A 24,174-nucleotide genomic window follows, 5' to 3' on the forward strand; every position below is an offset into this window, starting at 1 on the left:
CGCCGACCGGCCAGACCTCAGGGCCGATAGGCGCGGACGGAGACCACGTGGGCCCGCGGCGCTCCGTTCGTGGCGCGAGCGGTCAGCCGCAGAGCGCTGACCGATCGCGGCTCGTCGAGGACGTGGTTGATCCGCCGCCGCCGATTCGCCCGGACCGACCCGACCGGCGCCCAGTTCCCGGACGCATCACGCGCCTCCAGGTCGTAGTCGCGAAGCAGGGTCGGGAGGATCTCGTTCGGCGACCGGTGGTGGTGCAGGTTGATCAGGTCCTCCTCCACGTCGTCGTCGAGGATCACCACGACCTCGCCGAGCTCGACCGGGTCCGGCCAGGTCAGGTCGAGGGTCGGCTCGGGATCCCAGGCCAGGTCCTCGGACATCCACATCTGCGGTCCGCCGTACGGGCGCGCATGGCCGCCGATCGCCTTCTCCGCGGAGTACACCGACGATTCACCGGTGACGCGCACGCACAGGCCGGCGCGCCGCAGGACGTGCTTCCACTCGCGAAACTGTTCGGTGTACTGCTCGTCCGGGGCCGGGTCACGATGGGCCAGGTAGATCATGCCGGGCAGCGCCGTCTCCGCCGTGTGGACGGAAACCGAGGGGTTTGCCTTCAGCACGATCACCGCGTTCGCCGGGACCTCCGGACGCCAGCTGAGCGGCACCTGGATCCAGCGCTTCTCCCCGGCCGGCACGTCCACGGAGCACGAGTCCACCAGCTCCACCGGCAGGTAGTTCTGCGGCTTCAGCGGATCGTGCAACTCCACCGTCAGCGACGTCGCCTCCCTCACGTCCACCAGGAATTCCAGACCGTCGAGCGCCGGGTCCACCGGCAGCACCATCGCCAGGTCCGTTGCCAGCGGCATCGTTCCCGCCGACACCTCGACGGCCGGCCGCCGGTACGTCGAGGACGCGGTGACCGTCGCCGCCAGGGCCAGGTTGTCCGGATCGTCGTCGACCACGCCGAGCACCGACGCGTCGGCCCGGCGCAGCGCGTTCCGCATCAGCTCGAACCGCTCGGTGGCCAGCTGGCGCGGCGTGAGTCCGTTGCGTGCGGCAACCGCCGACGCGATCCCGACCGCCTCGCCGAGAACCGCGCAGGTCGCCATCACCCGGGTCGTCCCGAACGCCACGTGGCTCGCGCTGATGTTCCGGCCGGCCACCCACAGGTTCGGCACGTTCCGCGAGTACAGCGAGCGCAACGGGATGTGGTAGTTCCCGTCCGGGTGCCAGTGCTTCGAACCGCGCTCGCTCGCGTACACCCCGCCGGGCGGGTGCAGGTCGATCGACCAGCCGCCGAACGCGACCCGGTCCTCGAACTCGGCCTGCCCGAGCACGTCGTGCTGGGTGAGCACGTGGTCCCCGACGAACCGCCGGTACTCGCGCTTGCCCGGGACCGCGCCGATCCACTCCAGCGTCAGGTTGTCGGCGTCGAAGCGGCCGGAGTTCTTCAGGTAGTCCCAGATCCCGTAGACGACGGCCTGCAGCTCGTCCCGGATCCGCTCGTTGTCGCCGACGACGTCGAGCTCGCCGCCCCACTCGATCCACCAGTACGAGCACCCGTTCGCCTCGGTCCGGATCACCCGGCGGTCCGGGATCGCGGTCTCGGTGATGTCCTTGGCGAACGACGGCGGCACGAACCGGACCGGCTCGCCGGCGTCCTTGGTGTAGAAGAGGATCGTGCTGCCGAGGGTGTTCTGGTCCGGGATCTCCGGCGCCCACGACTCGTCGTACTCCGAGCGCGGTTCCCGCCCGGTCCGGTACTCCGCGCCGGCGAGGTGGCCGACCAGGCCGTCGCCGCTGCAGTCGGCGAAGACCGGGCTGTGGAAGGTGATCTCCTTCTCCGACCCCATCTGCCAGCCGGTGACCGAGGTGATCTCGCCGTCGGCGGTGGCGAGGGTGCGGACGTCGGTGTTGAGGAACAGGGTGATGTTCGGCTCGGCGCGGACCGCTTCGAGCAGTACCAGGTCCCAGTAGTACGGGTTGCCCTCCGGGTTGCGGTACTGGTTCTCGACGAACAGCTCGCCCATGATGCCGGTCTCCCGGGCGAAGTGCTGGACCCCGTGCGCGGTGGCGCCGCACACCCAGACCCGGACCTCGCTGGAGGAGTTGCCGCCGAGCACCGGGCGGTTCTGCACCAGGGCGACCGTACTGCCTTGCCGGGCGGCGCCGATCGCGGCGCAGATCCCGGCCAGGCCGCCGCCGACGACGGTCAGATCGGAGTGGACGTCGAGCTGCTGCATGCAGGCACCTTTCAGAGGTGTGGTCAGGTGTCGGGGTGCCGGACGACCGGTTGGCCGGGTCCGTTCGGGTGGTTCGCGGTCAGGTGGTCCGGGACGCGCTGCGCGACCAGGACGAACAGCAGGCCGGCCGTGAGCGTGTCGCTGGCCCGGCCGGCGAAGAACTCGGTCCAGGTGCCGCCGACCTGGGTCCCGGTGTCCAGCGAGATGTCGGCGAGTTCCCCGATCGGCGAGCTCGGGACGCCGGTGATCGCGACCGTCAGCGCGCCCTCGTCGTGCGACCGGCGGACGAACTCCAGCCCGGTCTGGTCGATCCCGGACCGGGTGACCAGCAGGGCGACGTCGCCCGGTCCGAGCAGGCCGCCCGCGATCTGCGACGACTGCGGGCCGTCGAAGAACCAGACCGGGATGCCGATCCGGAGCAACCGGATGTACAGCTCCCGGGCCGGGATCGCGTCGCCCCACTCGCCGTAGATGTGGGTCCGCCGGGCTCCCGCGATCGCGTCCGCGACCCGGGTGGCGGCGGCCAGGTCGATCGACGCGAGCGCGTTCCGGAGCGCGTTCGCCTGGGTGCTGGCGAGGACGTTCAGCACCTGGTCGGGCGGATCCGCGGGCCCGATCGCCAGACCGATGTCGCCGGCCCAGCCGGCCTCCAGGCCGCGGCCGATCTCCATCGCCACCGCGGCCCGCAACGCCGGGTACCCGGCGAAGCCGAGGTGCGCGGACAACCGGGTGACCGTGGCCGCGGACGTGCCCGCGGCCTCGGCCAGCTTGGTGATCGAGCCGCGGGCGACCTCGTCCGGGTGGGCGAGGACGTGTTCGGCGACCCGTTGCATCGCGCCGTTCAGGTCGGGCAGGGCCCGCTTGACCAGCTGCAACGGGCTCGGGCTGCCGGCCCTCGACTCGGTACTGTCCATCTCGTCTCCCATCCGGCGATCATCACGTATAGACGAACTGGGCGCTCGCCACACCGTCGGTGTCGCTGACCAGCCGGACCCAGTGCGCGCTGAACCCGGGCGGGAAGACGTGCGTGACGATCCGGCCCGGCTCGACCGTGAACTGCTCCACCGCGCCGAACCGGCCGTGGCCGTGGAAGTCCAGCTCGAGCGTGATCCGCAGGGGGGTGTCGCCGAAGTTCTCCAGGTGCAGGCACTTGTTGTCGAACCCGGTCATCAGGTACGGGTCGGACGGCACGCCCGCCTCGACCGGGCTCTCCCACCACGGGCCGCCCCAGCCGGCCGGCTTGCCGAAGTTCCACAGGTCGTCGGTCTTGCCGAACCACAGCCCGGACTGCGGCTCGGCCGTGGTCGGGTTGAGCCCGTGGCTGGGCGAGGCGTTGTCGGCGCCGGCGACGAACATCCCGCGCCAGGAGCAGAAGTCGCCGAGTACCCACAGGTGCGTGGAGATCGGCCGGACGCCCCAGACCCGGCCGCCGTACGCCCACGGGGACAGCTCGTAGAACATCCCGTGGTGGTCGACCAGCAGCCGCTCGTGCTCGACCTCGCGGATCCGCGGCCACTCGGTCTGCCACTTGTGGTCGAAGCAGTGCGACGCCTTCGGCAGCCGGTACCGGGTCCACTGCCCGTCGGACTCGGTGAACACCTCCAGGATCGCGGACGCCTGGTCCCAGCCGGTCGCGAAGATGGTGCCGCCGAACTCGTGCCGGCCGCCGATCGCGGTGAACGGCTTGCGGGCCAGGATCCGCCAGGACGTCCCGTCGTACTCCGCGAGCCGGCCGCGGGCCTGCCGGTTGTCCCAGTCGGCCTCCTCGTACTCGTTCGAGCAGACCACCAACCGGCCGAAGGACGTGTAGCAGTCCTTGTAGTGCACCTTCATCTCGCCGTCGGTCTCGAGCTCGGTGTTGAGGTCGAAGACCTGGACGCACTCGTACGTGGTGAGGTCGAGCTCGAACACCTCGCCCTCCATGCACAGCACGTACACGTGGGTGTCCGGCTTGGTCAGGTGCCGCGACGTGCCGCACACCCGCAGCGGCTGGAGCTCGGGGATGGTGGTGATCTTGTGGTTCTCGTCGATCACGTGCGGACCGAGCACCAGCTGTGAGGTCGGGAAGTGCACGAACCGGTTGGTGTACGTACCGTCCACGCCGAGCGTCTCCGGCACGATCTCCATCGTGAAGTCCGGCTCGATCCGGCGCAGGCTCACCCCGCCGCCGCTGTGGGCCTTGTGCGAGTTGTAGTTCTGGACGTAGAGCTTCCCGTTCCACGGCATCAGCGAACCGATGCCGAGCTCGCTGCGCGGCGGACCGAAGTCCCCGATCTGCGCGAGCGACGGGAAGACACCTGAGACGTTCACGGACAACTCCTCCTACTTGATCCCGGTATGGGTCATGGCGGCGATGAAGCGGCGTTGCAGCAGGACGAAGACGAGCAGTACCGGCACGATCGAGACCACCGAGGCGGCCATCGTCAGTCCGGGCGCGATCTGGCCCTGCTCGTCGACGAAGTTGGTCAGGCTGAGCGGCAGCGTGTAGTTGTCCGGGCTGCTGATCAGGACCAGCGGGGTCTCGTAGTCGTTCCAGGACCAGACGAAGGCGAGGATCCCGAGCGCGCTCAGGACCGGGGTCGCCAGCGGCAGGTAGATCCGGCTGAAGATCTGCCACTCGTTCGCGCCGTCCATCCGGGCCGCCTCGGCGAACTCGGCCGGCTGGCTGACGAAGAACTGCCGCATCAGGAAGGTCCCGAGCACGGTGAACATGCCGGGCAGGATCAGCGCCCACAACGTGTCGTACAGCCCGAGCTTCTGGAAGTAGATGAACCGCGGCACCAGCAGCAGCTGGGCCGGGATGATCGCGGTCGCCAGGTACAGCAGGAACAGCTTGTCCCGGCCCTTGAACGTCATCCGGGCGAACGCGTACCCGGCCATCGTGGCGGTGAGCAACTCGCCCGCGACCCGGAGGGCGGCGACGAAGACGGACCGCCCGAACGACGCCAGCACCGAGGTCTCACCGACCAGCACGGTCTTGAAGTTGTCCCACTGGAACGGATCCGGGATCCACTGCATCGGGATCTTGTACGCGTCCACGTCCGCCTTCAACGCGGTCGACAGCATCCACGCGAACGGCGCGAGGAAGGCGATCGCCAGGATCCACAACGGGATCCCCCAGTACCATTTCGCGGCCTTGTCAGTCATTGAGCGCCCTTCCTCGCTGCGCCCGCCAGGTCAGTAGGGTCAGCGCCAGCACCCCGACGAACGTCACCAGGCCGATCGCGGAGGCGTAGCCGAACCGGTAGAACTGGAAGCCGGTCTGGTACATGTAGTACGAGATGGTGGTGGTCGCATCGCCCGGGCCACCGGCGGTGATCAGTGCGATCAGGCCGAACCCCTGGGACGCCCCGATGATCAGCGTGACCATCAGGAAGACCGTTGTCGGCAGCAACGAAGGCCAGGTGATGGTACGGAACTTGGCCCACACCCCGGCGCCGTCGATGTCGGCCGCCTCGTACAGCTGCCGCGGCGCGTCCTGCAACGCGGACAGGTAGATCAGCGAGCAGTACCCGACCCCGCCCCAGACCGCCATCACGATCAGCGCCGGCAGCGCCCAGTGCGACGAGGCGAACCAGCCCGGCTGGATCCCGAACACGTCCAGCACCTGGTTGACCAGGCCGGCCTTCGGGTTCATCAGCATCAGCCAGGTCATCCCGACCGCGACCACGTTGACGATGTACGGCAGGAAGAAGATCGCCCGCAGCACGGCCCGGCCCGGCAACGGCCGGTTCAGCGCGATTCCGAGCGCGAGGCCGAGGATCACGGTCAGCGGAACGCTCACCCCGACGTACACCAGGGTCAGGCCGACCGCGCTCCAGAAGCCGGGGTCGCGGGCGATCGCGGCGAAGTTGTCCAGCCCGTTGAAGGTGATCCCGCCGAGCCCGGAGACCAGGTTCCAGTCGGTGAAGGCGAGCACGATCACACTGACCAGCGGGATCAGCGTGAAGGCGAGCACGCCGAGCAGGTTCGGGGCGATGAAGAGGAACCCGATCCAGCCGCGCGGCTTGATCCCGGGCGCCTTCTCGGCCCGGACGGCGGGGGCCGCGGCGACGGTGGCCGTCGTGGTCATCACGAGCTCCTCTCGTTGCGGGCGATCGCGGCGTCGGCGACCCGGCGGACCTCGCGGATCGCCGGACCGGGGTCCTTCTCGCCGAGCCAGCACAGGTCCCGCTGCTGGCCGAAGGTGAGGTTGATCTCGGGGAACCCGGTCAGCCGGGTGTCGGTGGCGAGCTTGACCTTGTCGTCGAGCACGACCCGGCGGAACGAGTCGACGTCGAAGTACTTGTCCGGCTCCTTGCCGAGCATCCCGGTGACCACCTGGTCGTCGGTGACGTTGCCGAGGGTGGGCAGCTTGCCGCCCTTGAGCATCGGCGCCGAGCCCTCGGTCAGCCAGAACTTCACGAACTCCCAGGCCGCCTCGGTCTTCGGCGACTTCGGGTTCACCATCACGAAGTTGCCGTAGGTACCGCCGTTCCAGTTCGCGCCGTCCACGGTCGGGGCCGGGGCGAAGGCGACCTTGAAGTCGTGCGGGTACTTCTTCGCGTCGTTCAGGAACCGCAGGTTGAACGGTGCGGTGGACCAGAGGTGGAACTCCTGCTGCAGGAACGCGTTCTGCTGGTACGCGTCCAGGTGCCGCGCCAGGACCTCGCTCCACGGGAACATCGAGCCGTCGGCGATCATCTCCTGGCCGAGCCGCAGCCCGCGTTCGAAGGCGGGGTGGCCGAAGTTCGACCGGTCGCCGTCGTACCAGTAGTTCGGCCCGAGCGAGATCCGGGCGACGTCGGGGATGGTGTACGCGCCGATCGTGCTCGCCGTGGTCAGCCGCTTCGCGGTCGCCCGGTAGTCGTCGATCGTCCACGCCGTCGGCAGGTCCAACCCGGCCTGCTCGCGGAGCTTCTCGTTGAACAGCACGAAGTACGGCTCACGGGTGGTCGCGAGCGCCTTGATCCTGCCGTCCTCGGCGTACGCCCGCGGCTCCTCGGTGTCGAGGAACACGGCCAGCTCCGGATCGGCCTTCACCCGGTCGGTCAGGTCCGCGGTCAGCCCGGACCCGGCCCGGAGCGCGAGATTCTGCTGCGCGTAGGTGAAGTACACATCGATGTCGAGGCCACCCTGCAACGCGGTGTCCAGCTTCAGGTTGCCGCGCTCGTCGTTGACGAACCGGGTGTAGTTCACCTTGTACTGCGGGAACTTCTGCTCGAACGCGTCCACGACCGCCTGCGGCCCGGACGCCGCGGGGACTCCGCCCCACACCTGCAAGACACTCGACTTGGCCCCGGTCCCGGACGAACACCCAGGTACCGCGGCCGCGGCCCCCACCGCACCGATGCCCGCCAGAAATCCCCGGCGGGACAATCTGCTTTCCCTCACACCAGCCCCCTTACATGGCTAGCCGGCTCGAATTCGGCAAAACATTATCGGCCACTCTGGCATGGGACAAGGGTCCCTGCAAAACTTTTTCAGAGGTGCAGATCGACAGGAGGTGTTCCTGGACAAGGACAAGCTGGTCGACGAATCACGCCTGAGGGCGGCGAGAGGCGACACCCACATCCTGTCGATCTGCACGGTTCTGCCCGACTACCCGCCGCACAGTGCACCTGCGGTTCGAATCCGCTGATCTGCTCGGTGATCAACAGAGCGCGCAGCATCGACTCCAGGAAGCTGCCCGCCAGCCCGGTTGCGCTCCTGGCGACCAGGCTAGCGTTCGGCCGGCCAGGGCCACGCATCGCCTCGGTAGCAGAGATCAACTCCTCCTGGCCACAGCGACCGTCAGCCAGTGCGGCGTCGGCGACCGCGAGCGCCTCGCCGAACGGCAGGACCCGAGCACAGTCGACGACCGTTCGAGCCAAACCGGTCAGCCTGGCTCGGCGTTCCTCCGCAGTCGTCTCCGCCCAGTGCAGAACCGCCGGCCGGCCCGGTCGTGGATGGCGCTTCGGCGGCAGGATCAGATGCGGCTTCGGCGGCGTCACGAGCAACGGCAGCCCCCACCTGGCTGCAGCGCTCTGATGGGAAAGGACCCCGTCGTAGGCCAACGCCGTCAGCCAGTCCGACGACAGGCCCGGAAGTATGTAGATACCGTGCGCGAGCCGCTCGATCTCACCCCGTTCGACCGCCGTCGCCACCGCGCGCCGGGAGGTCGCAGCCACCAACTGCCGAAAGGTCGCGTACCCGTGGCCGTGGGCTAACACCTCGGCCACGGATCCCATCCCGAGATGGTGCCTGAAAGCGGCCTACCGACGTCCGGCGTTGTCCACAGGTGCATTTGGACAGGAGGTAGTTCCCCAAGGCGGGACCTAGGCAGCCGGCCGCGGAGGCTCCTCAGCCCACCGCGGCGGCTACCTCCTGTCCGGATGCACGCGTCAGAGGCTGCAGTTCACCAGGACGGGTTCGTTGACCAGGGTGATGCCGAAGGCCTGCTGGACCTGGGCGCGGACGTGGGCGGCGAGGGCGAGCAGTTCTTTGGTGGTCGCCTGGCCGCGGTTGGTCAGGGCCAGGGTGTGCTTGGAGGAGACCGCGGCGTCGCCGATCGCGAAGCCCTTGTCGACGCCGGCGTGCTGGATCAGCCAGGCCGCGCTGCTCTTCACCCGGCCGTCCGGCTGCGGCCACTGCGGGGCGCCCGCGGGGACCTCGGCCGCGGTGTCGAGGATCGGGTTGGTGAAGAACGATCCCGCCGACCAGGTGTCGTGGTCGGCCGGGTCGAGCACCATCCCCTTGCCCCGGCGCAACCCGAGCACGGCGTCGCGGACCGCGGTCATCGGCGCGCGTTCACCTGGCTCGACGTCGAGGGTGCGCGCCAGTTCGGCGTACTCGACCGGGGCGGACAGGTCGCCCAGCGGCAACTGGTAGGCGACCTCGAGCACCACGTACCGGCTCGGGTCCTGCTTGAAGCGAGAGGTGCGGTACGCGAATCCGCAGTCGGCGGCGAACACCGTCCGGACCGCGTTGCCGACGCGGTCCCAGACGCGGACCGACGCGATCGTCTCGGCCACCTCGTGCCCGTAGGCGCCGACGTTCTGGACCGGGGTCGAGCCGGTCAGCCCGGGGATCCCGGACATCGACTCCAGGCCGACCCACTCCTCCGCGATCGCGCGCTGGACCAGCTGGTCCCAGTCCTCGCCCGCCTGGACGTGGATCATCGCGCCGGAACACGCGTCGGCGTCCACCCGGATCCCGGTGGTGCGTACCTTGATCACGGTGCCGCGGAAGCCCTCGTCACCGATCACCACGTTGCTGCCGCCGCTCAGCAGCAGCACCGGTTCGCCGGCGGCGTCGGCCTCGCGGACCGCGTCGATCAGGTCCTGCTCGGTGGTCACCTCGACCAGCTTGTCGGCCGGCCCGCCCAGGCGCAGCGTGGTCAGCCCGGCCAGCGGGACCCCGGTCGCGACCGCGCTCTGCGGAGTACTCATGCGACGCGCACGACCGCTCTGGACCGGCCGAGGACCTTCTCCTCGCCGGCGACCGCGGTGATGTCGATCTCGGCCAGCCCGTCGGCGACCTTGTCCACCTTCGCGGCGAACGTCACGGTGGTGCCCTTGTCGTCGTCCGGGACCACGACCGGCTTGGTGAAGCGGACGCCGTACTCGACCAGGTCGGCCGGGTCGTCGAGCCAGTCGGTGACCACCCGGACCGCCGAGGCCATCGTCAGCATCCCGTGCGCGATCACGCCCGGCAATCCGAGCGACGCGGCCATCCGGTCGCTCCAGTGGATCGGGTTGAAGTCGCCGCTGGCGCCGGCGTAGCGGACCAGGTCGTCGCGGCGGAAGGTGACGGTCAACGGCGGCAGCTCAGTGCCGGCTTCCACGGTCTTCACGAGTCCGCCCGGTTGTGCGAGATGGTCGAGGTGGAGGTGGCGATCGGCTCGCCGGCCGCCGTGGTCAGGGCGGTCTCGTACATGATCACCTCGACGGCACCGGCCTTGCGGACGGTGGTGATGGTGGCGGTCGCGGCGATCTCGTCGCCGGCCTTGATCGGGCGGGTGTAGGTGAACTTCTGCGCGCCGTGCACGATCCGGTCCAGCCGCAGGCCGAGCTCGTCGTCGCCGAGCAACTGCTCGAGAGCCCGGCTGCCGAGCAGGAAGGCGAAGGTCGGCGGTGCGACCGCGGCGTCCCCGCGGTACGCCGGGTTCGGGTCGCCGATCGCGTCGGCGAACTCGCGGATCTTCTCCCGGCCGACCTGGTAGGACTCGGCGGCCGTGTAGGTCCGGCCCACCATCGTGGCGTCGATCGTCATGTCGTCCAACCCTACTGGCAGACTGGGCGGGCGTGGCCGCCACCCACTGCCCTTGAGACCACTGGGGAAAGGCGGAAAGTCGTGACGGCAGGACGCGCGGGTGTCGCCGCGCTGGCGAGGTACGCGCCGCGGTACGGGCTGGAGCTCGGTGAACCGGCGGGCTCGGAGTGGTTACGGGTCGACCACATCCTCGAACCGGACAGCCCGGAGCTGACCGAACTGCTCAAACGCGACCACGAAGCCGCCGGGCACGTCTCGAACCACGCGGCCGCCCTCAGCCTGATGTCCTTCTACGCCGGCCGCGCGACCGCGACCGCCTTGCTGCTGTGGGCCCTCGAAGGCCGCGTCCTCGACGTCCGCCCCGAGAACCTCTGGCTCAAACCGCACGACGGCCACGGCATCGCCGCGGTCGCCCTCCGGTCCGCCCGTTTCCTTCCCGGCGGGCTGCGTACCCTGCACGATGTCGTGCTCACGCAGCACCTGCTCCCCCTGGCCACCGAGCTCCACCGCCGGACCAGGGCGGGCCTGCGCCAGCTCCACGGCGGGGTCGCGGCCGGCTGCGCGATGGGCTTCTGCGCCGCCACCCGTGAACAGGAGGCCGTCGACCCGTCGTACTTGCTCGACCGCTGGCAGACCTTCGTCGCCACGGCCCCCGCCGGTCTGGCCAGGCTGGGTGACGTCACCGAGGCCGCCGGCAAGCTCGTCTATCTCCGCAACACCTGCTGCCTCTACTACACCAGCGAGAAATCCACCGGCACCCTCTGCGGCAGCTGCTGCCTCACGTCCCGGGAAGCCCGCCTCACCGCCTACGAGGGCGGCCGCCCCATCCTCACCGTCTGACCCAGCCAGGAACCCCTGCCCGGATACGGTGCGGCATGCCGATACGGACGTTGAAGACCGGAACCGCCTTCATCGCCGTTGGACCTGGACCAGCAGGACTACCGAGACCCCGCCGCCCGCCCGCGGGTAGCGGCGGGCACAGCGAAAGGCCGCTTCGCCTAGCGCGAAGCGGCCTTTCGAACGACTGAGCGAGAGTCAGCGGGTCTCGCGGTGGTCGGTGTGGTCGTTGCAGCGGGCGCAGTACTTCTTCATCTCCAGACGATCCGGGTTGTTCCGCCGGTTCTTCTTGGTGATGTAGTTGCGCTCCTTGCACACCGTGCACGCCAGCGTGATCTTCGGGCGAATGTCGGTTGACTTGGCCACTGCTGCCTCTTCTGATCAGGAGCGCGCCTGCCAGTCACGCGCTCTCGTGTTGCCGGTCGGTGGGTAGCGGGGGCGGGAGTCGAACCCGCGACACCACGATTATGAGCCGTGTGCTCTAACCACCTGAGCTACCCCGCCAGAGAGTCCGTCGCCCCACCCGGCGGACCGGGTGGGACAGCGATTCTCAGAGCCCCTTTACGGAATCGAACCGTAGACCTTCTCCTTACCATGGAGACGCTCTGCCGACTGAGCTAAAGGGGCGAGCCGAGGAGAGAGATTACACGGTCTGTCGCCTCGATGTGAAATCGAGGCCCGAGCACCCTGTGCCCCCTCTGTCCGACCCGAGAAGCATACCGGTTCCCAGAGGTGCTTCCGACCACTTTTCGGAACTCGCCGGCTACTCCCACAGTCACGTCCTCGGCAACGAGCGCGACCTCAGCTCGAACACCTCCTGGCACCGCCTCCGGGCGACCAGTGGATCGGACCGGAACTCCCAGATGTAGCCTCAGGCAACGACCTGGGGCACCGAACTGCCGGCGCCGCGAGGCCGCCCAGGACGGAGAGGGTTCGCAAGGGAAGCGAGCTGGTCGATCGGCCCCTCCCTCCATCACCCCTATAGCGGCTTTCGAGGCTACCGGCCGACCAGGACGCGCGTGATCCCAGTCACGCCCACATTCAACTACCCGCCGGTGTGCTTCAGGCGGGGACGGCCACGAGCCGCCAAACGGCGATCACCCAGCGCCACCGAAATCCGTGAACCGATCGCAAAGAGCGTTTGAGGGCTTCGTGACCTCGTCGTTATGGTCGATAGGCCGCTGCGCACTCGTGGCGGTGCCTCGATCCCCTCTGGAAGGCTCTCGTGTCCCCTCACCATGACGTGCCGGAAGCAGATCGGCCGACGTCCAGTCGCCCGGCTGATTCCCGTCGGGTGGCCAAGCACCGCCCTCGTCGGCGAAGTTCCCGGCGCGGCGTGCAGCTGGTCGGCCTGACCGCTGCCCTCGCCGCGGCCGCCGGTACCGCTGCCGCTGGTTTGACCTCCCCCTCCTCCCCCACCTCCGCCGGAACCTCCCTCGATCCGGCCCAGGCGCAGGCCCTCACTGCCGCCCGGGTCGACCGGCGCGACCTCGGCTCGCGGGACCAGTCCCGCCTCGACTTGTCGCTGGCGTCGGCCCAGAAGGCCGCCGCCGCGAAGGCCGCGAAGGAGCGCGCCGCCAAGGCGGCCGCCCAGGCCACCCTGAACCAGCGCCGGGCGCTCGCGCTCGCCGCTGCCAAGGCCGCCGCTGCCGCGAAGGCGAAGGCGGCCGCCCAGGCCGCCGCGGCGAAGGCCCAGGCCCTCGCGAAGGCGAAGGCCGAAGCCGAAGCGAAGGCCAAGGCGAGGGCCAAGGCCCAGGCCCGGGCCGCCGCCCAGGCCGCCGCGAAGGCTGCCGCCGTCGCGAAGGCGCGCGCTTCCACCCGGATCGTGCTGCCGACCACCGGGTACCACCTGACCGCGCACTTCGGTCAGGCCGGCGGCCGCTGGTCCCGCGACCACACCGGGCTCGACTTCGCCGCCCCGACCGGTACGCCGGTCCGCTCGGTCCTGGCTGGTGAGGTGATCCAGGCCGAGTTCGCGGGTGCGTACGGTCGGCAGGTCAAGGTCCGGCACTCCAACGGCACGGTGACGTCGTACAGCCACATGTCGAAGTTCAGCGTCTCGGTCGGCGAGCGCGTCCCGGCCGGCGGCCAGGTCGGCGCGATCGGGATGACCGGGAACACCACCGGTCCGCACGTGCACTTCGAGGTGCTGCTCGGTGGCAGTGACCAGATCGACCCGGAGCCGTGGCTCCGCGCCCGCGGGGTGAACCCGTAACTAGAGGAACTTGGCCAGGGTGAGACTGTCGACCTCTTCACCGTCGATCAGGAACTCTCTCGGGTGGGTCCCCTCGACCTGATAGCCGTGGCGCTCGTACAGGCGCCTTGCCACCGTGTTCGAACTGTGCACGTGCAAGGTGATCTTGCGGGCGCCACGGCGTTCTGCTTCCTCGGTGACCGCGGTCAGCAGGGCCGAGCCGATCCCGTGGCCCCGTGCATCGACCGCGACCGCCAGCCCGTTCACCGCCAGCACCCCGGCGCCCTCGCGGAACCGGTACTTGTCCTGTAGCCGGATGTACCCGACCACGCGGTCGTCGAGTACCGCGACCAGGTGGGCGTCCGGGCCGCTGCGGTCGGAGAAGAACCCGGCCCGTTCGCCCTCGGTCATCGACGGGAACCCCGAACTCGCGTCCCACGCGGTCAGCTCGATGTCGAGCAGGGCTGGTTCGTCGGACTCCACCGCCCGGCGGATGGTCACGCGGTTGTCGGTCACGCCCTCCATCCTGACCCACGCCCCAGGTCAGTCCCGGAGGTATCGAAAACATCTCCGAAAATGCCGACGTCCTGGCAACATCGGCGTTGACAGCCTGCTGGTATGACCGCAGGGGAACTCGTTGCCACGCACAAGAAGAAGCGCCGGCTCACCGCGCTGACCGCTGTCGCGGCCGTGGTGGCTTCGGTCGCACTCACCGCCTGTGCGACCGCGACGGACGCCGTGCCGCCGCCGGGTCCCGGCACCAGCAGCACCGGTACCGGGTCGGGCGGGAAGACGTCGGTGGAGTCGGAGCACCCCGAGTTGCGGGACGGGCCGGCGACCGCGGCCGACGGTGTCCTGCCGGATCGCGCGTCGCCGTTCGACAAGTCTCTGCCCGGGATCTCGAAGCTCGACCCGGCGCTGCTGCGGGCCGTTCAGCGGGCGGCGAAGGCGATGGCGATGGACGGCATCACCCTGCACGTGAACACCGGCTGGCGAAGCACCACCTACCAGGAACAGCTGCTGAAGAAGGCGATCCGCAAGTACGGCAGCGAGGAGGAGGCGCGCAAGTTCGTCGCCACGCCGGAGGAGTCGAAGCACGTCACCGGCGACGCGGTCGACCTCGGCCCGACCGCTGCCGACGACTGGCTGATCCGGCGCGGCGCGCGGTTCGGCCTGTGCCAGACCCTGGCGAACGAGCGGTGGCACTTCGAACTGAAGACCGAGCCCGGTGGCAAGTGCCCGCCACCGGTCGCCGACGCCCGGGGCTGAGCCGGGGTCAGTACGGTTCGGCCGGCGGGTCCTCGCCGGTGGCCAGGGTTCGCTGGGCCCAGGCGACGTCGTGCCACCGGTCGTGCTTCCAGCCGATCCGGCGATAGGTGCCGATGGGTTCGAAGCCGAGCGCGGTGTGCAGGCCGACGCTGGCCTCGTTCGGCAGCGTCATCCCGGCGATCGCGGTACGGAAACCCCGCTCGGTCAGCCGGGCGAACAGTGCCTCGTACAACGCCCGCCCGCCCCCGGTCCGGCGCCGGCCGCCTTCCAGGTAGACGCTCACCTCGCAGGACCACCGGTACGCCGCCCGCGGTTTCATCGGTCCGCCGTACGCGTACCCGACCACGCGGCCCTCGTCCTCCAGCACGAGCCAGGCGTGCGTTCGCTGCGCGGCCGCGATCCGGTCGGCCATCTCGGCCGGCGTCGGCGGTGCCAACTCGAAGCTGATCGCGGTGTCGCGGACGTACGGCGCGTAGATCGCCGCGCAGGCCTCGGCGTCCCGCTCCGGGGCGGCGGCTCGGATTATCGACATGTCATGATAGTAGCCATATTGGTCGCTATAGTGGCAACTATGACCGATCCGCTTTCCGCTTCGCTCGCCGCCACCCTGCAGGCTGCCCGGGTCGGCCGGGACCTGTCCGTGAACGCGCTGGCCGAGCGGTCCGGCGTCTCCCGGGCGATGATCGGCAAGATCGAGCGCGGTGAGGCCCAGCCGACCGCGGTCCTGCTCGGCCGGCTGTCAGGCGCCCTCGGGATGACCTTGTCCGAGCTGGTCGCCCGCGCCGAGGGATCCGGCGACCTGCTCCGCCGCGAGGCCGACCAGCCGGTCTGGACCGACCCGGCCACCGGGTACCGCCGGCGTGCCGTCTCGCCGGTCACCGACGGGCCGCTCGAACTGGTCGAGGTGGAGCTCCCGCCCGGCGCGTCCGTGGCGTACCCGGCGGACGCGTACATCTTCAAGTACCAGCAGCTGTGGATCCTCGACGGGCGGCTGCGGTTCCACGAGGGCGACACCGTGCACGAGCTCGGCCCCGGCGACTGCCTCCAGCTCGGTGCTCCGACGGCGACCACGTTCCACAACCCGACCGACTCGCCGTGCCGGTACCTGGTCGCGCTGGTCAAGGGCCGGGCCTGATTCGGCGGAATCGCGCGACACCCGCCGGTGGTTGGTGGTTGAGTAGTCGGGGCCGCCCGCCGCCGACGCACCGGTCGAGGGGATTCGCATGGACGTATCGCCGCTGGTCTGGACGCTGACCGTCCTCGGGATCCTCGGCCTGCTCGCCTTCGACTACTTCTTCCACGTCCGCCGGGCGCACGTTCCGACGCTGCGCGAGGCCGCGATCTGGTCCAGCCTGTACGTCGGGATCGCGCTGCTGTTCGGCGTCGGCACCCTGGTGCTGGGCGGCACCGCGATGGGCTCGGAGTACTTCGCCGGGTACATCACCGAGAAGGCGCTGTCGGTCGACAACCTGTTCGTCTTCCTGATCATCATGACCAGCTTCCGGGTGCCGCGGGAGGACCAGCAGAAGGTGCTGCTGGTCGGGATCGTGTTCTCGCTGATCGCCCGGACCGGGTTCATCCTGCTCGGCTCGGCGCTGATCAACACGTTCAGCTGGGTGTTCTACCTGTTCGGGCTGGCCCTGCTGATCACCGCCGGGAACATGTTCAAGCCGCAGACCGAGGAGTCGCACTCGGCGCAGAACGTGGTGGTCCGGATCAGCCGGCGGTTGTTCCGCACCACCGACCACTACGACGGCGACAAGCTGTTCACGGTCCAGGACGGCCGCCGGGTGATGACCCCGATGCTGCTGGTGATGGTGGCGATCGGCGGCACCGACCTGATGTTCGCGCTGGACTCGATCCCGGCGATCTTCGGGCTGACCCAGAACGTGTACATCGTGTTCACCGCGACCGCGTTCAGCCTGCTCGGGCTGCGCCAGCTGTACTTCCTGCTGGACGGGCTGCTCGACCGGCTGATCTACCTGTCGTACGGTCTGGCGGTGATCCTCGGCTTCATCGGGGTGAAGCTGGTGCTGCACGCCCTGCACGAGAACAACGTCCCGTTCATCAACAACGGTGAGCACGTCGAAGTCGGCGAGATCGGTACCGGGTTGTCGCTCGCCGTCATCCTCGTCGTGCTGGTGATCACCGTGTTCGCCTCGTTGTTCAGTACCCGCGGCCGGACCCAGACCGCGATGGCCAACGCCCGCCGGGACGCGACGGCGTACCTGGACTCGGAGTACACCCGGGACCCGGACGAGCGCGAGCGGATCTTCAAGCGGCTGGTCGAGTCGCGGGATCACATCGTCGCGCTCGGCCCGAAGGCCAAGCAGATCGTCAAGAACGAGCCCGAGCTGCTCGAGCTGTGCCGGCTGGCCGCCGCGAGCCACGAGCGGGCGATGGCGGACGGGCAGCATCCGGTGGCGTCCTTCCACGACGGCGGACCGTCGCCGCTGGACAGCTCCAAGTACCCCCGGCCGCCGTCATCCCTTGACGGCTCCGGAAGCCAGACCTGACACGTGGAACCGCTGCAGGCCGACATACAGCAGCACCGAGCCGCAACCCGGGACGGCCGCCCGCGGCGACCGCCCCGAGAGCTTCCTGCGGATCAGCCGCGCGGGAGCCAGACGCGCATCGCGCCGATCTCGCGGTTGGCCCAGGCGTAGTACGGGATCGCGGTGACCTCGACCTCGTCCCCGGTCGCGTCCGTGCTGTCCGGCGCGAACGGCCAGCCGTCCCGGTGACCGGCCCCGGCCCGGCCCCGCGCGGTGAGCACGGTGACCCCGTCGAGCAGATCCGGCCGGTGCGTCGCCGAAATTGTTGCTGAGGGCACCAGATGGAGGTCGTCGACCGAGGCGGTGTTGTCGATCTGCTCGACCGCGTAGACGAGCGGTCCGCGTTCCACGGCGACACTGTCCCGGACCGCGTCGACCCGTGGGTCGGCGCCGACGACGCGGGGATCCAGCGGGAGCTGCAGCTCGACGGTGTCGCCCGCCGACCAGGTCCGCTCGATCCGGGCGTACTCGCCCTCCTTCACCCGCTCGCCGTCCACGGTCGCGCCTTCTGCCCAGGCGGGGATCCGCAGTTCCAGGGTCCACGGCTGGTCGGTGGTCTGCTGGATCGTGACGCGGACCGCGCCCTGCCACGGGTACTCCGTGTCCACCTTGAGCTCGACGGTGCCGTTGTCGAGTTCCGCGGCGACCTCGCCCTCGGCGTACTGGTGGAGCTGGATCTCGGTGGCGGAGGAGCTGGCGAGGTACCCGTCCAGGCTGGCGAAGGTGCGCATGATGTTGGGCGGGCAGCAGGCGCATTCGAACCAGCCGCGCCGTCCTCTCGCCGGGCTGCGGCCGTTGTCGGGTTGGGCCGATCCGCGCAGCTGCAGCGCGTTCACGTAGAAGTACTCGGCGCCGCTGAGCGAGACCCCGGCCAGGAAGCCGTTGTAGAGCATCCGCTCGATCGCGTCGGCGTAGAACGCGTCCCCGGTCGCCAGCAGCATCCGCCAGGCCCACTGGATCCCGCCGATGGCAGCGCAGGTCTCGGCGTACGCGCGGTCCGGCGGGAGCTCGTACTCGTCGCCGAACGCCTCGCCCTCCCAGCGGGCGCCGAGTCCGCCGGTGACGTAGGTCTTGGTGGACCACATGTGCGCGAACTGGTTCTTCAGCGCGTCGAGCAGGTCGGTGTCGCCGGTCTCCAGCGCGACGTCGGCGGCACCGGCGGCGAGGTAGACGGCGCGGACCGAGTGGCCCTCGACGGTGGTCTGCTCGCGGACCGGCAGCCGGTCGGAGAAGTACGCCGGCTCGTGGCCGTGTTCCTTGATGATCCCGTGGCCGCGCGCCTCGACGAACCAGCGGGCCAGGTCGAGGTACGCCTCGGTGCCGGTCTCGCGGTACAGCTCGACCAGCGCCATCTCGATCACCGGGTGACCGTCGACGTCGCGGATCTTGCCGTCCTCGACCTCGCCGAAACTGGCGACCAGGTGGTCGGCGAGCTTGGTGGCGACGTCGAGCAGCCCGCGGTCACCGGTACACCGGACCTGGGCGACGGCGGCCTGGATCAGGTGGCCGGCGCAGTAGTGCTCGTGGCTCCAGACCAGCTGCTGGTACCGGCCCTCGTCGCCGTAGCGGAGCTGGACGACCGAGTCGAGGTAGCCGTCGTCGCGCTGGGCGGCGGCGACGACCGCGGTCAGCTCGCGCTGCCGCTTCAGCAGGTCGTCGGAGGGGTGCCGGGCGTACTCCCAGGCGACCGCCTCGAGCCACTTGTAGACGTCCGAGTCGGCGAACACCGGGCCGATCGCCTCGCCCTCGCCGATCCCGGCGGCGAGCCGGAGGTTCTGCAGGTTGCCGGCCGACTCCAGCTGGTCCTGGCCGGACGGGATCGCCCGCTCACCGTTGCGCTGCTGGCGCGGCGCCCAGAAGCCGCCGGTGATCCGGGCCTGGTTCAGGCCGGCCGGGCGCCAGCGGCCGCGGGTGCTGTCGGCGGCAGTGCGGGAGGTGGTGGGAGCTTGCGGGGCAGCGCTCATGTCGGCGACTCCATCAGGTGTGTGGCGGAAAATCCGGAACACGTTTTCCTCCCGAACGTACGAGGGCCGTGGCGTACGGGTCAACCCCTTGACCACCGTGAATCAGCGAGCTCGCGGTGCGCGTGCGGTACCGTGTGGAAACTTCGTCCGGAAACGCCGGAAAACCCAGGGAGGGCGCGCCGATGACGACACGGGGACCTTCGCTGCCGCGGATCACCGACGTGGCGGCGCTGGCCGGGGTCTCGGCCAGTACCGCGTCGAAGGCGCTGAACGACACCGGCCAGCTGCGCGAGGAGACACGTCAGCGGGTCCGCCGCGCGGCCGAGCAGCTCGGGTTCACGCCGGACAGCCGGGGCCGGGCGCTGTCGTCCGGGCGCAGCTACACGGTCGGGCTGATCACCACCGACAGCTCGGGGCGGTTCAGCATCCCGATCATGCTCGGCGCCGAGGACACGTTGAGCGCCGGCGAGATGGCGTTGGTGCTGTGCGACACCCGCGACGACCCGCTGCGCGAATCGCACTACCTGCGATCCCTGGTATCCCGGCGCGTCGACGGCATCATCGTCACCGGCCGCCGGACCGAGCCCCGCGCACCCGTCGACGTGCCGATCCCGGTCGTTTACGCGTTCAGCCCGTCGACCGATCCCGCCGACCTGTCCGTGGTGATGGACGATCGCGGCGGCGCGGCGTCCGCCGTACGCCACCTGCAGAGCCTCGGTCGCCGGCGGATCGCCCATGTGACGGGACCCTCGACGCACCACAGCGCGTTGGTCCGAGCGGCGTCCGTGGTGGAGACCGCCGGCGACGCGATGGTGGGCGAGCCACTGCACGGCGAATGGAGCGAGCGCTGGGGCCGGCACGCGGTCGACGTCCTGCTCCGGACCGAGCCCGGCCTCGACGCGATCACCTGCGGCAGCGACCAGATCGCCCGCGGCGTCTGCGACCGCCTCCGCGAACTGGGTCGCGCCGTCCCCGACGACATCGCGGTCACCGGCTACGACAACTGGTCCGTGATGGCCCTGGCCAGCCGCCCACCCCTGACCACGGTCGACCTCGAACTCGAAGAACTGGGCCGCCGGACCGCCCAACTCCTCCTCGAAGCCATCGCCGGCCACCCCGACCCAGGCCTCCACCAACTCCCCACCCGCCTGGTCCCCCGCGAGTCCACCCTCGGCACCTGACCCGCCGGCCGCGACGGGGCTCAGTCCGTGGGGGACTTGAGTTTTTCGTGGTGGCGGCGAGCTTTGAGGCGGTTGCCGCAGGTCTTCATCGAGCACCAGCGCCGGGTGTTGGGTTTGCTGCGGTCGATCAGGAAGAGCCGGCATTCCTGGTCGTTCTCGCACGCGCGGAGCCGGTCGCCCAGGGCTGCCCAGGCGAGTACCGCCCGGGCGCCGATGCCACCGCCGATGGTCTTCCACTGGACGCCCTCTTCGGTGAGGACCGGGATCTGCCGGACCGCGTGCAGGTAGTGCTGCAGGGTCGTGGGCCGCGCTTCCCCCCGGACAACGGCCGCGATCGCGTCGCGGAGTTCGCGGGACGTGCGGGGCGTGCCGGGGATCTCGTGGGTCCGGAGCCAGGCTCCCGCACCGGGTCCGCGGAGTTCGTCGCGCGGTTCGCCGTCGAGCAGCGGGCTCGAGTTGAGCAGGGTCAGGAGGAGGTCTTCGTCGGATCTAACCACCTTGGACATGTTGACAGGTTACATGGTCGCGGTGTTAGCTGACGGCTATAACCGGCTAAAACGTTCAAAGGGGTTAGGTACGATGACGATCCACTACCGCACCGTCGAGGTCGAGGGGTACGAGATCTTCTACCGGGAGGGCGGGCCGGCCGATGCGCCGGTCCTGCTGCTCCTGCACGGGTTCCCGACCAGCTCGCACATGTTCCGGGACCTGCTGCCGCGGCTGGCCGAGCGGTACCGGGTGATCGCGCCGGACCACCTCGGCTTCGGGTACTCCGCGATGCCGGGCGCCGACGAGTACGAGTACAGCTTCGCCAACCTGGCCGCGCTGACCACCGCGTTCACCGAGCGGCTCGGGCTGACCGAGTTCGCGCTGTACGTACAGGACTACGGCGCCCCGATCGGCTGGCGGATGGCGCTCGCGCATCCCGAGCGGGTCCGCGCGATCGTCACGCAGAACGGCAACGCGTACGAGGACGGGATCGTCGAGGAGATGTGGGCACCGGTGATCGCGTACGACGCCGCGCCCTCGCCGGAGACCGCCGCGGCCGCCCTGGAGATGCAGAGCGAGCAGCTGGTGAAGTGGCAGTACCTGCACGGGGTTCCGGACCCGACGCTGGTGAGCCCGGACAGCTGGCAGCACGATCTGAGCCTGCTCGCCCGGCCCGGCGCCGACCGGGTCCAGCTCGACCTGGTGCGCACCTACGTCACGAACTTCGCGCTGTATCCGCAGTTCCAGGAGTACTTCCGGACCAGCCAGGTCCCGGTGCTCGCGGCGTGGGGCGGGAACGACGAGATCTTCCCGCCGGCCGGGGCGAAGGCGTTCCAGCGCGACCTGCCCGACGCCGAGGTGCACCTGCTCCCGACCGGCCACTTCGCCCTGGAGACCCACGCCGCCGAGATCGCCGGCCTGATCGACGATTTCCTCACCCGGGTCCTGGCCAGGCGCTGAACCGGAAACCGCCGCGCGAGTCGAAACCGGACGGCCACCAGCTCGGCATGCTGGAGATGCTCGGATGACCTCGGTTGGCCGCCCGGTGGCCGTACGCTGACCCGGGTGTGGCGACGGATCCTGATCGGGCTGGCGGTGATCGCCGTCCTGGTCGCCGGGGTGGGGACCGCGCGGCTGGTGCTGCCGCGGAGCGATCCGGCGAAGGGTGCCGTGAAGCAGCTGGCCTTCCTCCGCGAGGAGATCGAGGGCGGCGCCGACCACGAGGCCCAGCAGCTGTTCCCCGAGGGATACTTCTTCCTCAACGTGCTCTACGGCCTGACCTGGGTCCAGGTCGGCCTCGATCACCCCGAGCGTGCTTCCGAGGCGGCCCGGCAGGCCCGGTGGGCGCTCGACCGAGTCCGCTCCCCCGACGGCACGGCCCCGTTCGACCCCACGCTGAAACCCCGGTACGGCGTGTTCCACGCGGGCTGGACCAACTGGTTGCGGGGCGGCCTGGTCGCGTTGCAGCAGTCCGACGCCCGCGAGATCGACGAGTACACCAGCGCCTCGGCCGAGATCGCGGCCGCGTTCCGGACGTCGAAGTCGCCGTTCCTGGCCGCGTACCCGGGTCAGGCCTGGCCGGTCGACTCCACGGTCGCGATGGCCTCTCTCAGCCTGTACGACAAGCTCGTGGCGCCGCGATTCGTCCGGACCACGGCCGGCTGGATCACCGCGGTCAAGGGCGAGCTGGATCCGGCGACCGGGCTGCTTCCGCACCAGGTGACCCCGGCGACGACCGGGGCGCGGGCGACGTCGCAGAGCATGATCCAGCGGTTCCTGGTGGAGATCGACCCGGCGTTCGCACGGTCCCAGTACCAGCTCTTCCGGGACGCGTTCGTCGGCGGGCTCGGCGTACTCGAGTACCCGAAGGGCGTGGCCGGGTCCGGGGACGTGGACTCGGGGCCGCTGGTGTTCGGGGTCAGCCTGTCCGCGACCGCGGTGACGATGGGGGCCGCGAGGATCCAGCAGGACCCGCTCGCCGATCGGCTGGCCCGCGAAGGCGATCTGCTCGGCGTACCGATCTCGGGGTGGAAGACGAAGCGGTACGCGTTCGGGTTGCTGCCGATCGGCGACGCGTTCGTGGTGTGGTCGGGGACGGCGCGCCCGTTCGCCGCGGACCGGCAGCCCGAGTTCGCCGGCGGCTCCCCGTGGTGGCGGGTGCCGTGGCTGGTCGTGCTCTGGCTGCCGGTCCTCGTCCTGCTCGGTGCGATCCGCCTGACTAGCCGGCCGCCTCAGAAGACCCGAAGACGGACTCGAGCGCACTGAGCTTGCGCGGGAGGTCGTACTCCGCGCCGCCCTCGTGCCCGTTGTACGGGAAGATCTCCAGCTGCGCGGGCCCGGCGTACTGGTGGTACGCGGCGAACACGGTCGACGGTGGGCAGACGTTGTCCATCAGTGCGACCGAGAACCAGGCCGGGCAGTCGGCGCGGGCGGCGAAGTTCACCGCGTCGAAGTAGGACAGCGTCGAGATGGCCGTCTCCACCTCGAACCGGTGCCCCTTCAACCAGCGCCCGATCTCCGCGTACGGCCCGTTGTCGGTGATCTGCGACGCGCGTCGGTAATGGCACAGGAACGGTACGTCCGCGATCGCCGCGGCCAGGTCGTCCCGCAACCCGGCCACCGCCAACGCGAGACCGCCGCCCTGACTCCCGCCAACGACGGCGACCCGCGACGGATCCACGTCAGGGCTGGCCTTCACCGCGTCGACGGCGCGGACCGCGTCCGTGATCAGCCGCCGGTAGTAGTGCCGGTACGGGTCCTCGATCCCGCGGGTCAGGAAGCCCGGCGAGGACGACCCGTGTCCGTCGGGCGCGACGTCCACGGTGTCCGCGACCGTCTTGCCGCCGCCACCCTGACCACGGTTGTCCATCACCAGGTGCGCGTACCCCGCGGCGCTCCAGGTCAGCCACTCGTACGGGATCCCCCGGCCGCCGTTGTAGCCGATGTACTGCACGACCGCGGGCAACGGGCCACGGCGATGACGCGGCAGCAGCAGCCAGGCCTTCACTGGTTGACCACCCCAGCCGGCGAACGTCACGTCCTGCACGTCCACCGTCGCCAGCCGCGCGGCGTACGGCTCGAACCGGGCGTCGATCGGACTGGCCGCGTCGTCGAGCGTCTGCTTCCAGAACGCGTCGAAGTCCGCGGGCTCCTCCGGGTCCGGCCGGTAGTCCCGCAACCGGTCCAGGGGCATGTCGACGAGCATCAGGTTTC

24 protein-coding genes and 2 tRNA genes are annotated in these 24,174 nt (G+C 69.9%); 8 read left to right on the forward strand and 18 right to left on the reverse strand.

What is annotated here, in order from left to right:
* Positions 1-17: 17 nt before the first annotated feature.
* From FB561_RS03035 to FB561_RS03080, 10 genes are all read right to left on the reverse strand, one after another.
* Entirely contained in the window at positions 18-2,240 is a 2,223-nt protein-coding gene (locus FB561_RS03035; RefSeq protein ID WP_145802774.1) for an FAD-dependent oxidoreductase, read from the reverse strand.
* A 23-nt stretch (positions 2,241-2,263) separates the two neighbouring features.
* The gene (locus FB561_RS03040) at positions 2,264-3,166 is read right to left on the reverse strand and encodes a MurR/RpiR family transcriptional regulator (RefSeq protein WP_145802776.1); all 903 of its coding nucleotides are present in this window, start codon (positions 3,164-3,166) and stop codon (positions 2,264-2,266) included.
* Between the two features lie 10 nt (positions 3,167-3,176).
* Positions 3,177-4,550 (reverse strand): hypothetical protein, encoded by a 1,374-nt coding sequence (locus tag FB561_RS03045; protein ID WP_238334623.1) that lies wholly within the window; start codon positions 4,548-4,550, stop codon positions 3,177-3,179.
* Positions 4,551-4,562: 12 nt separating this feature from the next.
* Positions 4,563-5,387, reverse strand: a complete 825-nt coding sequence (locus tag FB561_RS03050) for a carbohydrate ABC transporter permease (RefSeq protein WP_145802781.1) — start codon at positions 5,385-5,387, stop codon at positions 4,563-4,565.
* Positions 5,380-6,312 (reverse strand): carbohydrate ABC transporter permease, encoded by a 933-nt coding sequence (locus FB561_RS03055; protein WP_145802783.1) that lies wholly within the window; start codon positions 6,310-6,312, stop codon positions 5,380-5,382. Before FB561_RS03055 ends, FB561_RS03050 begins: the two co-directional genes overlap by 8 nt.
* On the reverse strand, positions 6,312-7,613 hold the full coding sequence (locus FB561_RS03060) for an ABC transporter substrate-binding protein (protein WP_202880529.1): 1,302 nt from the start codon (positions 7,611-7,613) through the stop codon (positions 6,312-6,314). The genes FB561_RS03055 and FB561_RS03060 overlap by 1 nt, the downstream gene beginning before the upstream one ends.
* Before the next feature lie 89 nt (positions 7,614-7,702).
* Entirely contained in the window at positions 7,703-8,449 is a 747-nt protein-coding gene (locus FB561_RS03065) for a type IV toxin-antitoxin system AbiEi family antitoxin domain-containing protein (protein WP_145802785.1), read from the reverse strand.
* A 153-nt stretch (positions 8,450-8,602) separates the two neighbouring features.
* Entirely contained in the window at positions 8,603-9,649 is a 1,047-nt protein-coding gene (locus tag FB561_RS03070) for a UDP-N-acetylmuramate dehydrogenase (RefSeq protein ID WP_145802787.1), read from the reverse strand.
* Positions 9,646-10,053 (reverse strand): MaoC/PaaZ C-terminal domain-containing protein, encoded by a 408-nt coding sequence (locus FB561_RS03075; protein ID WP_145802789.1) that lies wholly within the window; start codon positions 10,051-10,053, stop codon positions 9,646-9,648. The genes FB561_RS03070 and FB561_RS03075 overlap by 4 nt, the downstream gene beginning before the upstream one ends.
* On the reverse strand, positions 10,050-10,472 hold the full coding sequence (locus tag FB561_RS03080; RefSeq protein ID WP_145802791.1) for an FAS1-like dehydratase domain-containing protein: 423 nt from the start codon (positions 10,470-10,472) through the stop codon (positions 10,050-10,052). Before FB561_RS03080 ends, FB561_RS03075 begins: the two co-directional genes overlap by 4 nt.
* 81 nt (positions 10,473-10,553) lie before the next feature.
* Between FB561_RS03080 and FB561_RS03085 the strand changes: the two genes are divergently transcribed.
* Positions 10,554-11,312, forward strand: a complete 759-nt coding sequence (locus FB561_RS03085) for a (2Fe-2S)-binding protein (RefSeq protein ID WP_145802794.1) — start codon at positions 10,554-10,556, stop codon at positions 11,310-11,312.
* 195 nt (positions 11,313-11,507) lie between these two features.
* On the opposite strand, the gene rpmG is transcribed toward FB561_RS03085, so the two are convergent.
* From rpmG to FB561_RS03100, 3 genes are all read right to left on the reverse strand, one after another.
* The gene (gene rpmG / locus FB561_RS03090) at positions 11,508-11,675 is read right to left on the reverse strand and encodes a 50S ribosomal protein L33 (RefSeq protein WP_131361122.1); all 168 of its coding nucleotides are present in this window, start codon (positions 11,673-11,675) and stop codon (positions 11,508-11,510) included.
* Positions 11,676-11,739: 64 nt separating this feature from the next.
* A tRNA-Met gene (locus FB561_RS03095) sits at positions 11,740-11,813 on the reverse strand.
* Between the two features lie 50 nt (positions 11,814-11,863).
* A tRNA-Thr gene (locus tag FB561_RS03100) sits at positions 11,864-11,936 on the reverse strand.
* A 709-nt stretch (positions 11,937-12,645) separates the two neighbouring features.
* Between FB561_RS03100 and FB561_RS03105 the strand changes: the two genes are divergently transcribed.
* Entirely contained in the window at positions 12,646-13,524 is an 879-nt protein-coding gene (locus FB561_RS03105) for a M23 family metallopeptidase (protein ID WP_238334624.1), read from the forward strand.
* Here the strand turns inward: FB561_RS03105 and FB561_RS03110 are convergent, their stop codons facing one another.
* Positions 13,525-14,028 (reverse strand): GNAT family N-acetyltransferase, encoded by a 504-nt coding sequence (locus FB561_RS03110; RefSeq protein WP_238334625.1) that lies wholly within the window; start codon positions 14,026-14,028, stop codon positions 13,525-13,527. It abuts the gene before it with no gap.
* A 93-nt stretch (positions 14,029-14,121) separates the two neighbouring features.
* On the opposite strand from FB561_RS03110, the gene FB561_RS03115 reads away from it, so the two are divergent.
* Positions 14,122-14,772: a M15 family metallopeptidase gene (locus FB561_RS03115; RefSeq protein ID WP_145802802.1), complete on the forward strand. Its 651-nt coding sequence runs from the start codon at positions 14,122-14,124 to the stop codon at positions 14,770-14,772.
* 7 nt (positions 14,773-14,779) lie between these two features.
* Here FB561_RS03115 and FB561_RS03120 read toward each other — a convergent pair whose 3' ends face one another.
* Complete coding sequence (locus tag FB561_RS03120) at positions 14,780-15,304, reverse strand: GNAT family N-acetyltransferase (RefSeq protein WP_145802804.1); 525 nt, start codon at positions 15,302-15,304, stop codon at positions 14,780-14,782.
* 39 nt (positions 15,305-15,343) lie between these two features.
* Between FB561_RS03120 and FB561_RS03125 the strand changes: the two genes are divergently transcribed.
* Both FB561_RS03125 and FB561_RS03130 read left to right on the forward strand, forming a co-directional pair.
* Positions 15,344-15,907, forward strand: a complete 564-nt coding sequence (locus tag FB561_RS03125; RefSeq protein ID WP_145802806.1) for a helix-turn-helix domain-containing protein — start codon at positions 15,344-15,346, stop codon at positions 15,905-15,907.
* Between the two features lie 88 nt (positions 15,908-15,995).
* Positions 15,996-17,288 carry a TerC family protein gene (locus FB561_RS03130; protein WP_145802808.1) on the forward strand — a complete coding sequence of 431 codons (1,293 nt, stop codon included), beginning with the start codon at positions 15,996-15,998 and terminating at the stop codon, positions 17,286-17,288.
* A gap of 92 nt (positions 17,289-17,380) precedes the next feature.
* On the opposite strand, the gene FB561_RS03135 is transcribed toward FB561_RS03130, so the two are convergent.
* Positions 17,381-19,291 (reverse strand): glycoside hydrolase family 127 protein, encoded by a 1,911-nt coding sequence (locus FB561_RS03135; RefSeq protein ID WP_145802810.1) that lies wholly within the window; start codon positions 19,289-19,291, stop codon positions 17,381-17,383.
* Between the two features lie 182 nt (positions 19,292-19,473).
* Between FB561_RS03135 and FB561_RS03140 the strand changes: the two genes are divergently transcribed.
* Positions 19,474-20,472 carry a LacI family DNA-binding transcriptional regulator gene (locus FB561_RS03140; protein WP_145802813.1) on the forward strand — a complete coding sequence of 333 codons (999 nt, stop codon included), beginning with the start codon at positions 19,474-19,476 and terminating at the stop codon, positions 20,470-20,472.
* Positions 20,473-20,492: 20 nt separating this feature from the next.
* Here the strand turns inward: FB561_RS03140 and FB561_RS03145 are convergent, their stop codons facing one another.
* Positions 20,493-20,978, reverse strand: a complete 486-nt coding sequence (locus FB561_RS03145) for a CGNR zinc finger domain-containing protein (protein WP_145802815.1) — start codon at positions 20,976-20,978, stop codon at positions 20,493-20,495.
* Between the two features lie 73 nt (positions 20,979-21,051).
* Here FB561_RS03145 and FB561_RS03150 point away from each other — a divergent pair, with 73 nt between their 5' ends.
* Positions 21,052-21,921 (forward strand): alpha/beta fold hydrolase, encoded by an 870-nt coding sequence (locus FB561_RS03150; RefSeq protein WP_145802817.1) that lies wholly within the window; start codon positions 21,052-21,054, stop codon positions 21,919-21,921.
* Between the two features lie 105 nt (positions 21,922-22,026).
* Positions 22,027-23,226 carry a hypothetical protein gene (locus tag FB561_RS03155; protein ID WP_145802819.1) on the forward strand — a complete coding sequence of 400 codons (1,200 nt, stop codon included), beginning with the start codon at positions 22,027-22,029 and terminating at the stop codon, positions 23,224-23,226.
* Here FB561_RS03155 and FB561_RS03160 read toward each other — a convergent pair.
* Positions 23,180-24,166 (reverse strand): acetylxylan esterase, encoded by a 987-nt coding sequence (locus FB561_RS03160; protein ID WP_145802822.1) that lies wholly within the window; start codon positions 24,164-24,166, stop codon positions 23,180-23,182. The genes FB561_RS03155 and FB561_RS03160 overlap by 47 nt on opposite strands.
* Positions 24,167-24,174 lie beyond the last annotated feature (8 nt).

The organism is Kribbella amoyensis, assembly GCF_007828865.1.
In the GTDB taxonomy this organism is placed as follows: domain Bacteria; phylum Actinomycetota; class Actinomycetes; order Propionibacteriales; family Kribbellaceae; genus Kribbella; species Kribbella amoyensis.

Coding starts and splice junctions, on each gene's coding strand:
- FB561_RS03070 (WP_145802787.1), bottom strand. CDS start 9,649: ATGAGTACTCCGCAGAGCGCGGTCGCGACCGGGGTCCCGCTGGCCGGG.
- FB561_RS03120 (WP_145802804.1), bottom strand. CDS start 15,304: ATGTCGATAATCCGAGCCGCCGCCCCGGAGCGGGACGCCGAGGCCTGC.
- FB561_RS03135 (WP_145802810.1), bottom strand. CDS start 19,291: ATGAGCGCTGCCCCGCAAGCTCCCACCACCTCCCGCACTGCCGCCGAC.
- FB561_RS03040 (WP_145802776.1), bottom strand. CDS start 3,166: ATGGGAGACGAGATGGACAGTACCGAGTCGAGGGCCGGCAGCCCGAGC.
- FB561_RS03125 (WP_145802806.1), top strand. CDS start 15,344: ATGACCGATCCGCTTTCCGCTTCGCTCGCCGCCACCCTGCAGGCTGCC.
- FB561_RS03150 (WP_145802817.1), top strand. CDS start 21,052: ATGACGATCCACTACCGCACCGTCGAGGTCGAGGGGTACGAGATCTTC.
- FB561_RS03065 (WP_145802785.1), bottom strand. CDS start 8,449: ATGGGATCCGTGGCCGAGGTGTTAGCCCACGGCCACGGGTACGCGACC.
- FB561_RS03035 (WP_145802774.1), bottom strand. CDS start 2,240: ATGCAGCAGCTCGACGTCCACTCCGATCTGACCGTCGTCGGCGGCGGC.
- FB561_RS03140 (WP_145802813.1), top strand. CDS start 19,474: ATGACGACACGGGGACCTTCGCTGCCGCGGATCACCGACGTGGCGGCG.
- FB561_RS03145 (WP_145802815.1), bottom strand. CDS start 20,978: ATGTCCAAGGTGGTTAGATCCGACGAAGACCTCCTCCTGACCCTGCTC.
- FB561_RS03115 (WP_145802802.1), top strand. CDS start 14,122: ATGACCGCAGGGGAACTCGTTGCCACGCACAAGAAGAAGCGCCGGCTC.
- FB561_RS03050 (WP_145802781.1), bottom strand. CDS start 5,387: ATGACTGACAAGGCCGCGAAATGGTACTGGGGGATCCCGTTGTGGATC.
- FB561_RS03055 (WP_145802783.1), bottom strand. CDS start 6,312: ATGACCACGACGGCCACCGTCGCCGCGGCCCCCGCCGTCCGGGCCGAG.
- FB561_RS03110 (WP_238334625.1), bottom strand. CDS start 14,028: ATGGAGGGCGTGACCGACAACCGCGTGACCATCCGCCGGGCGGTGGAG.
- FB561_RS03080 (WP_145802791.1), bottom strand. CDS start 10,472: ATGACGATCGACGCCACGATGGTGGGCCGGACCTACACGGCCGCCGAG.
- FB561_RS03130 (WP_145802808.1), top strand. CDS start 15,996: ATGGACGTATCGCCGCTGGTCTGGACGCTGACCGTCCTCGGGATCCTC.
- FB561_RS03160 (WP_145802822.1), bottom strand. CDS start 24,166: ATGCTCGTCGACATGCCCCTGGACCGGTTGCGGGACTACCGGCCGGAC.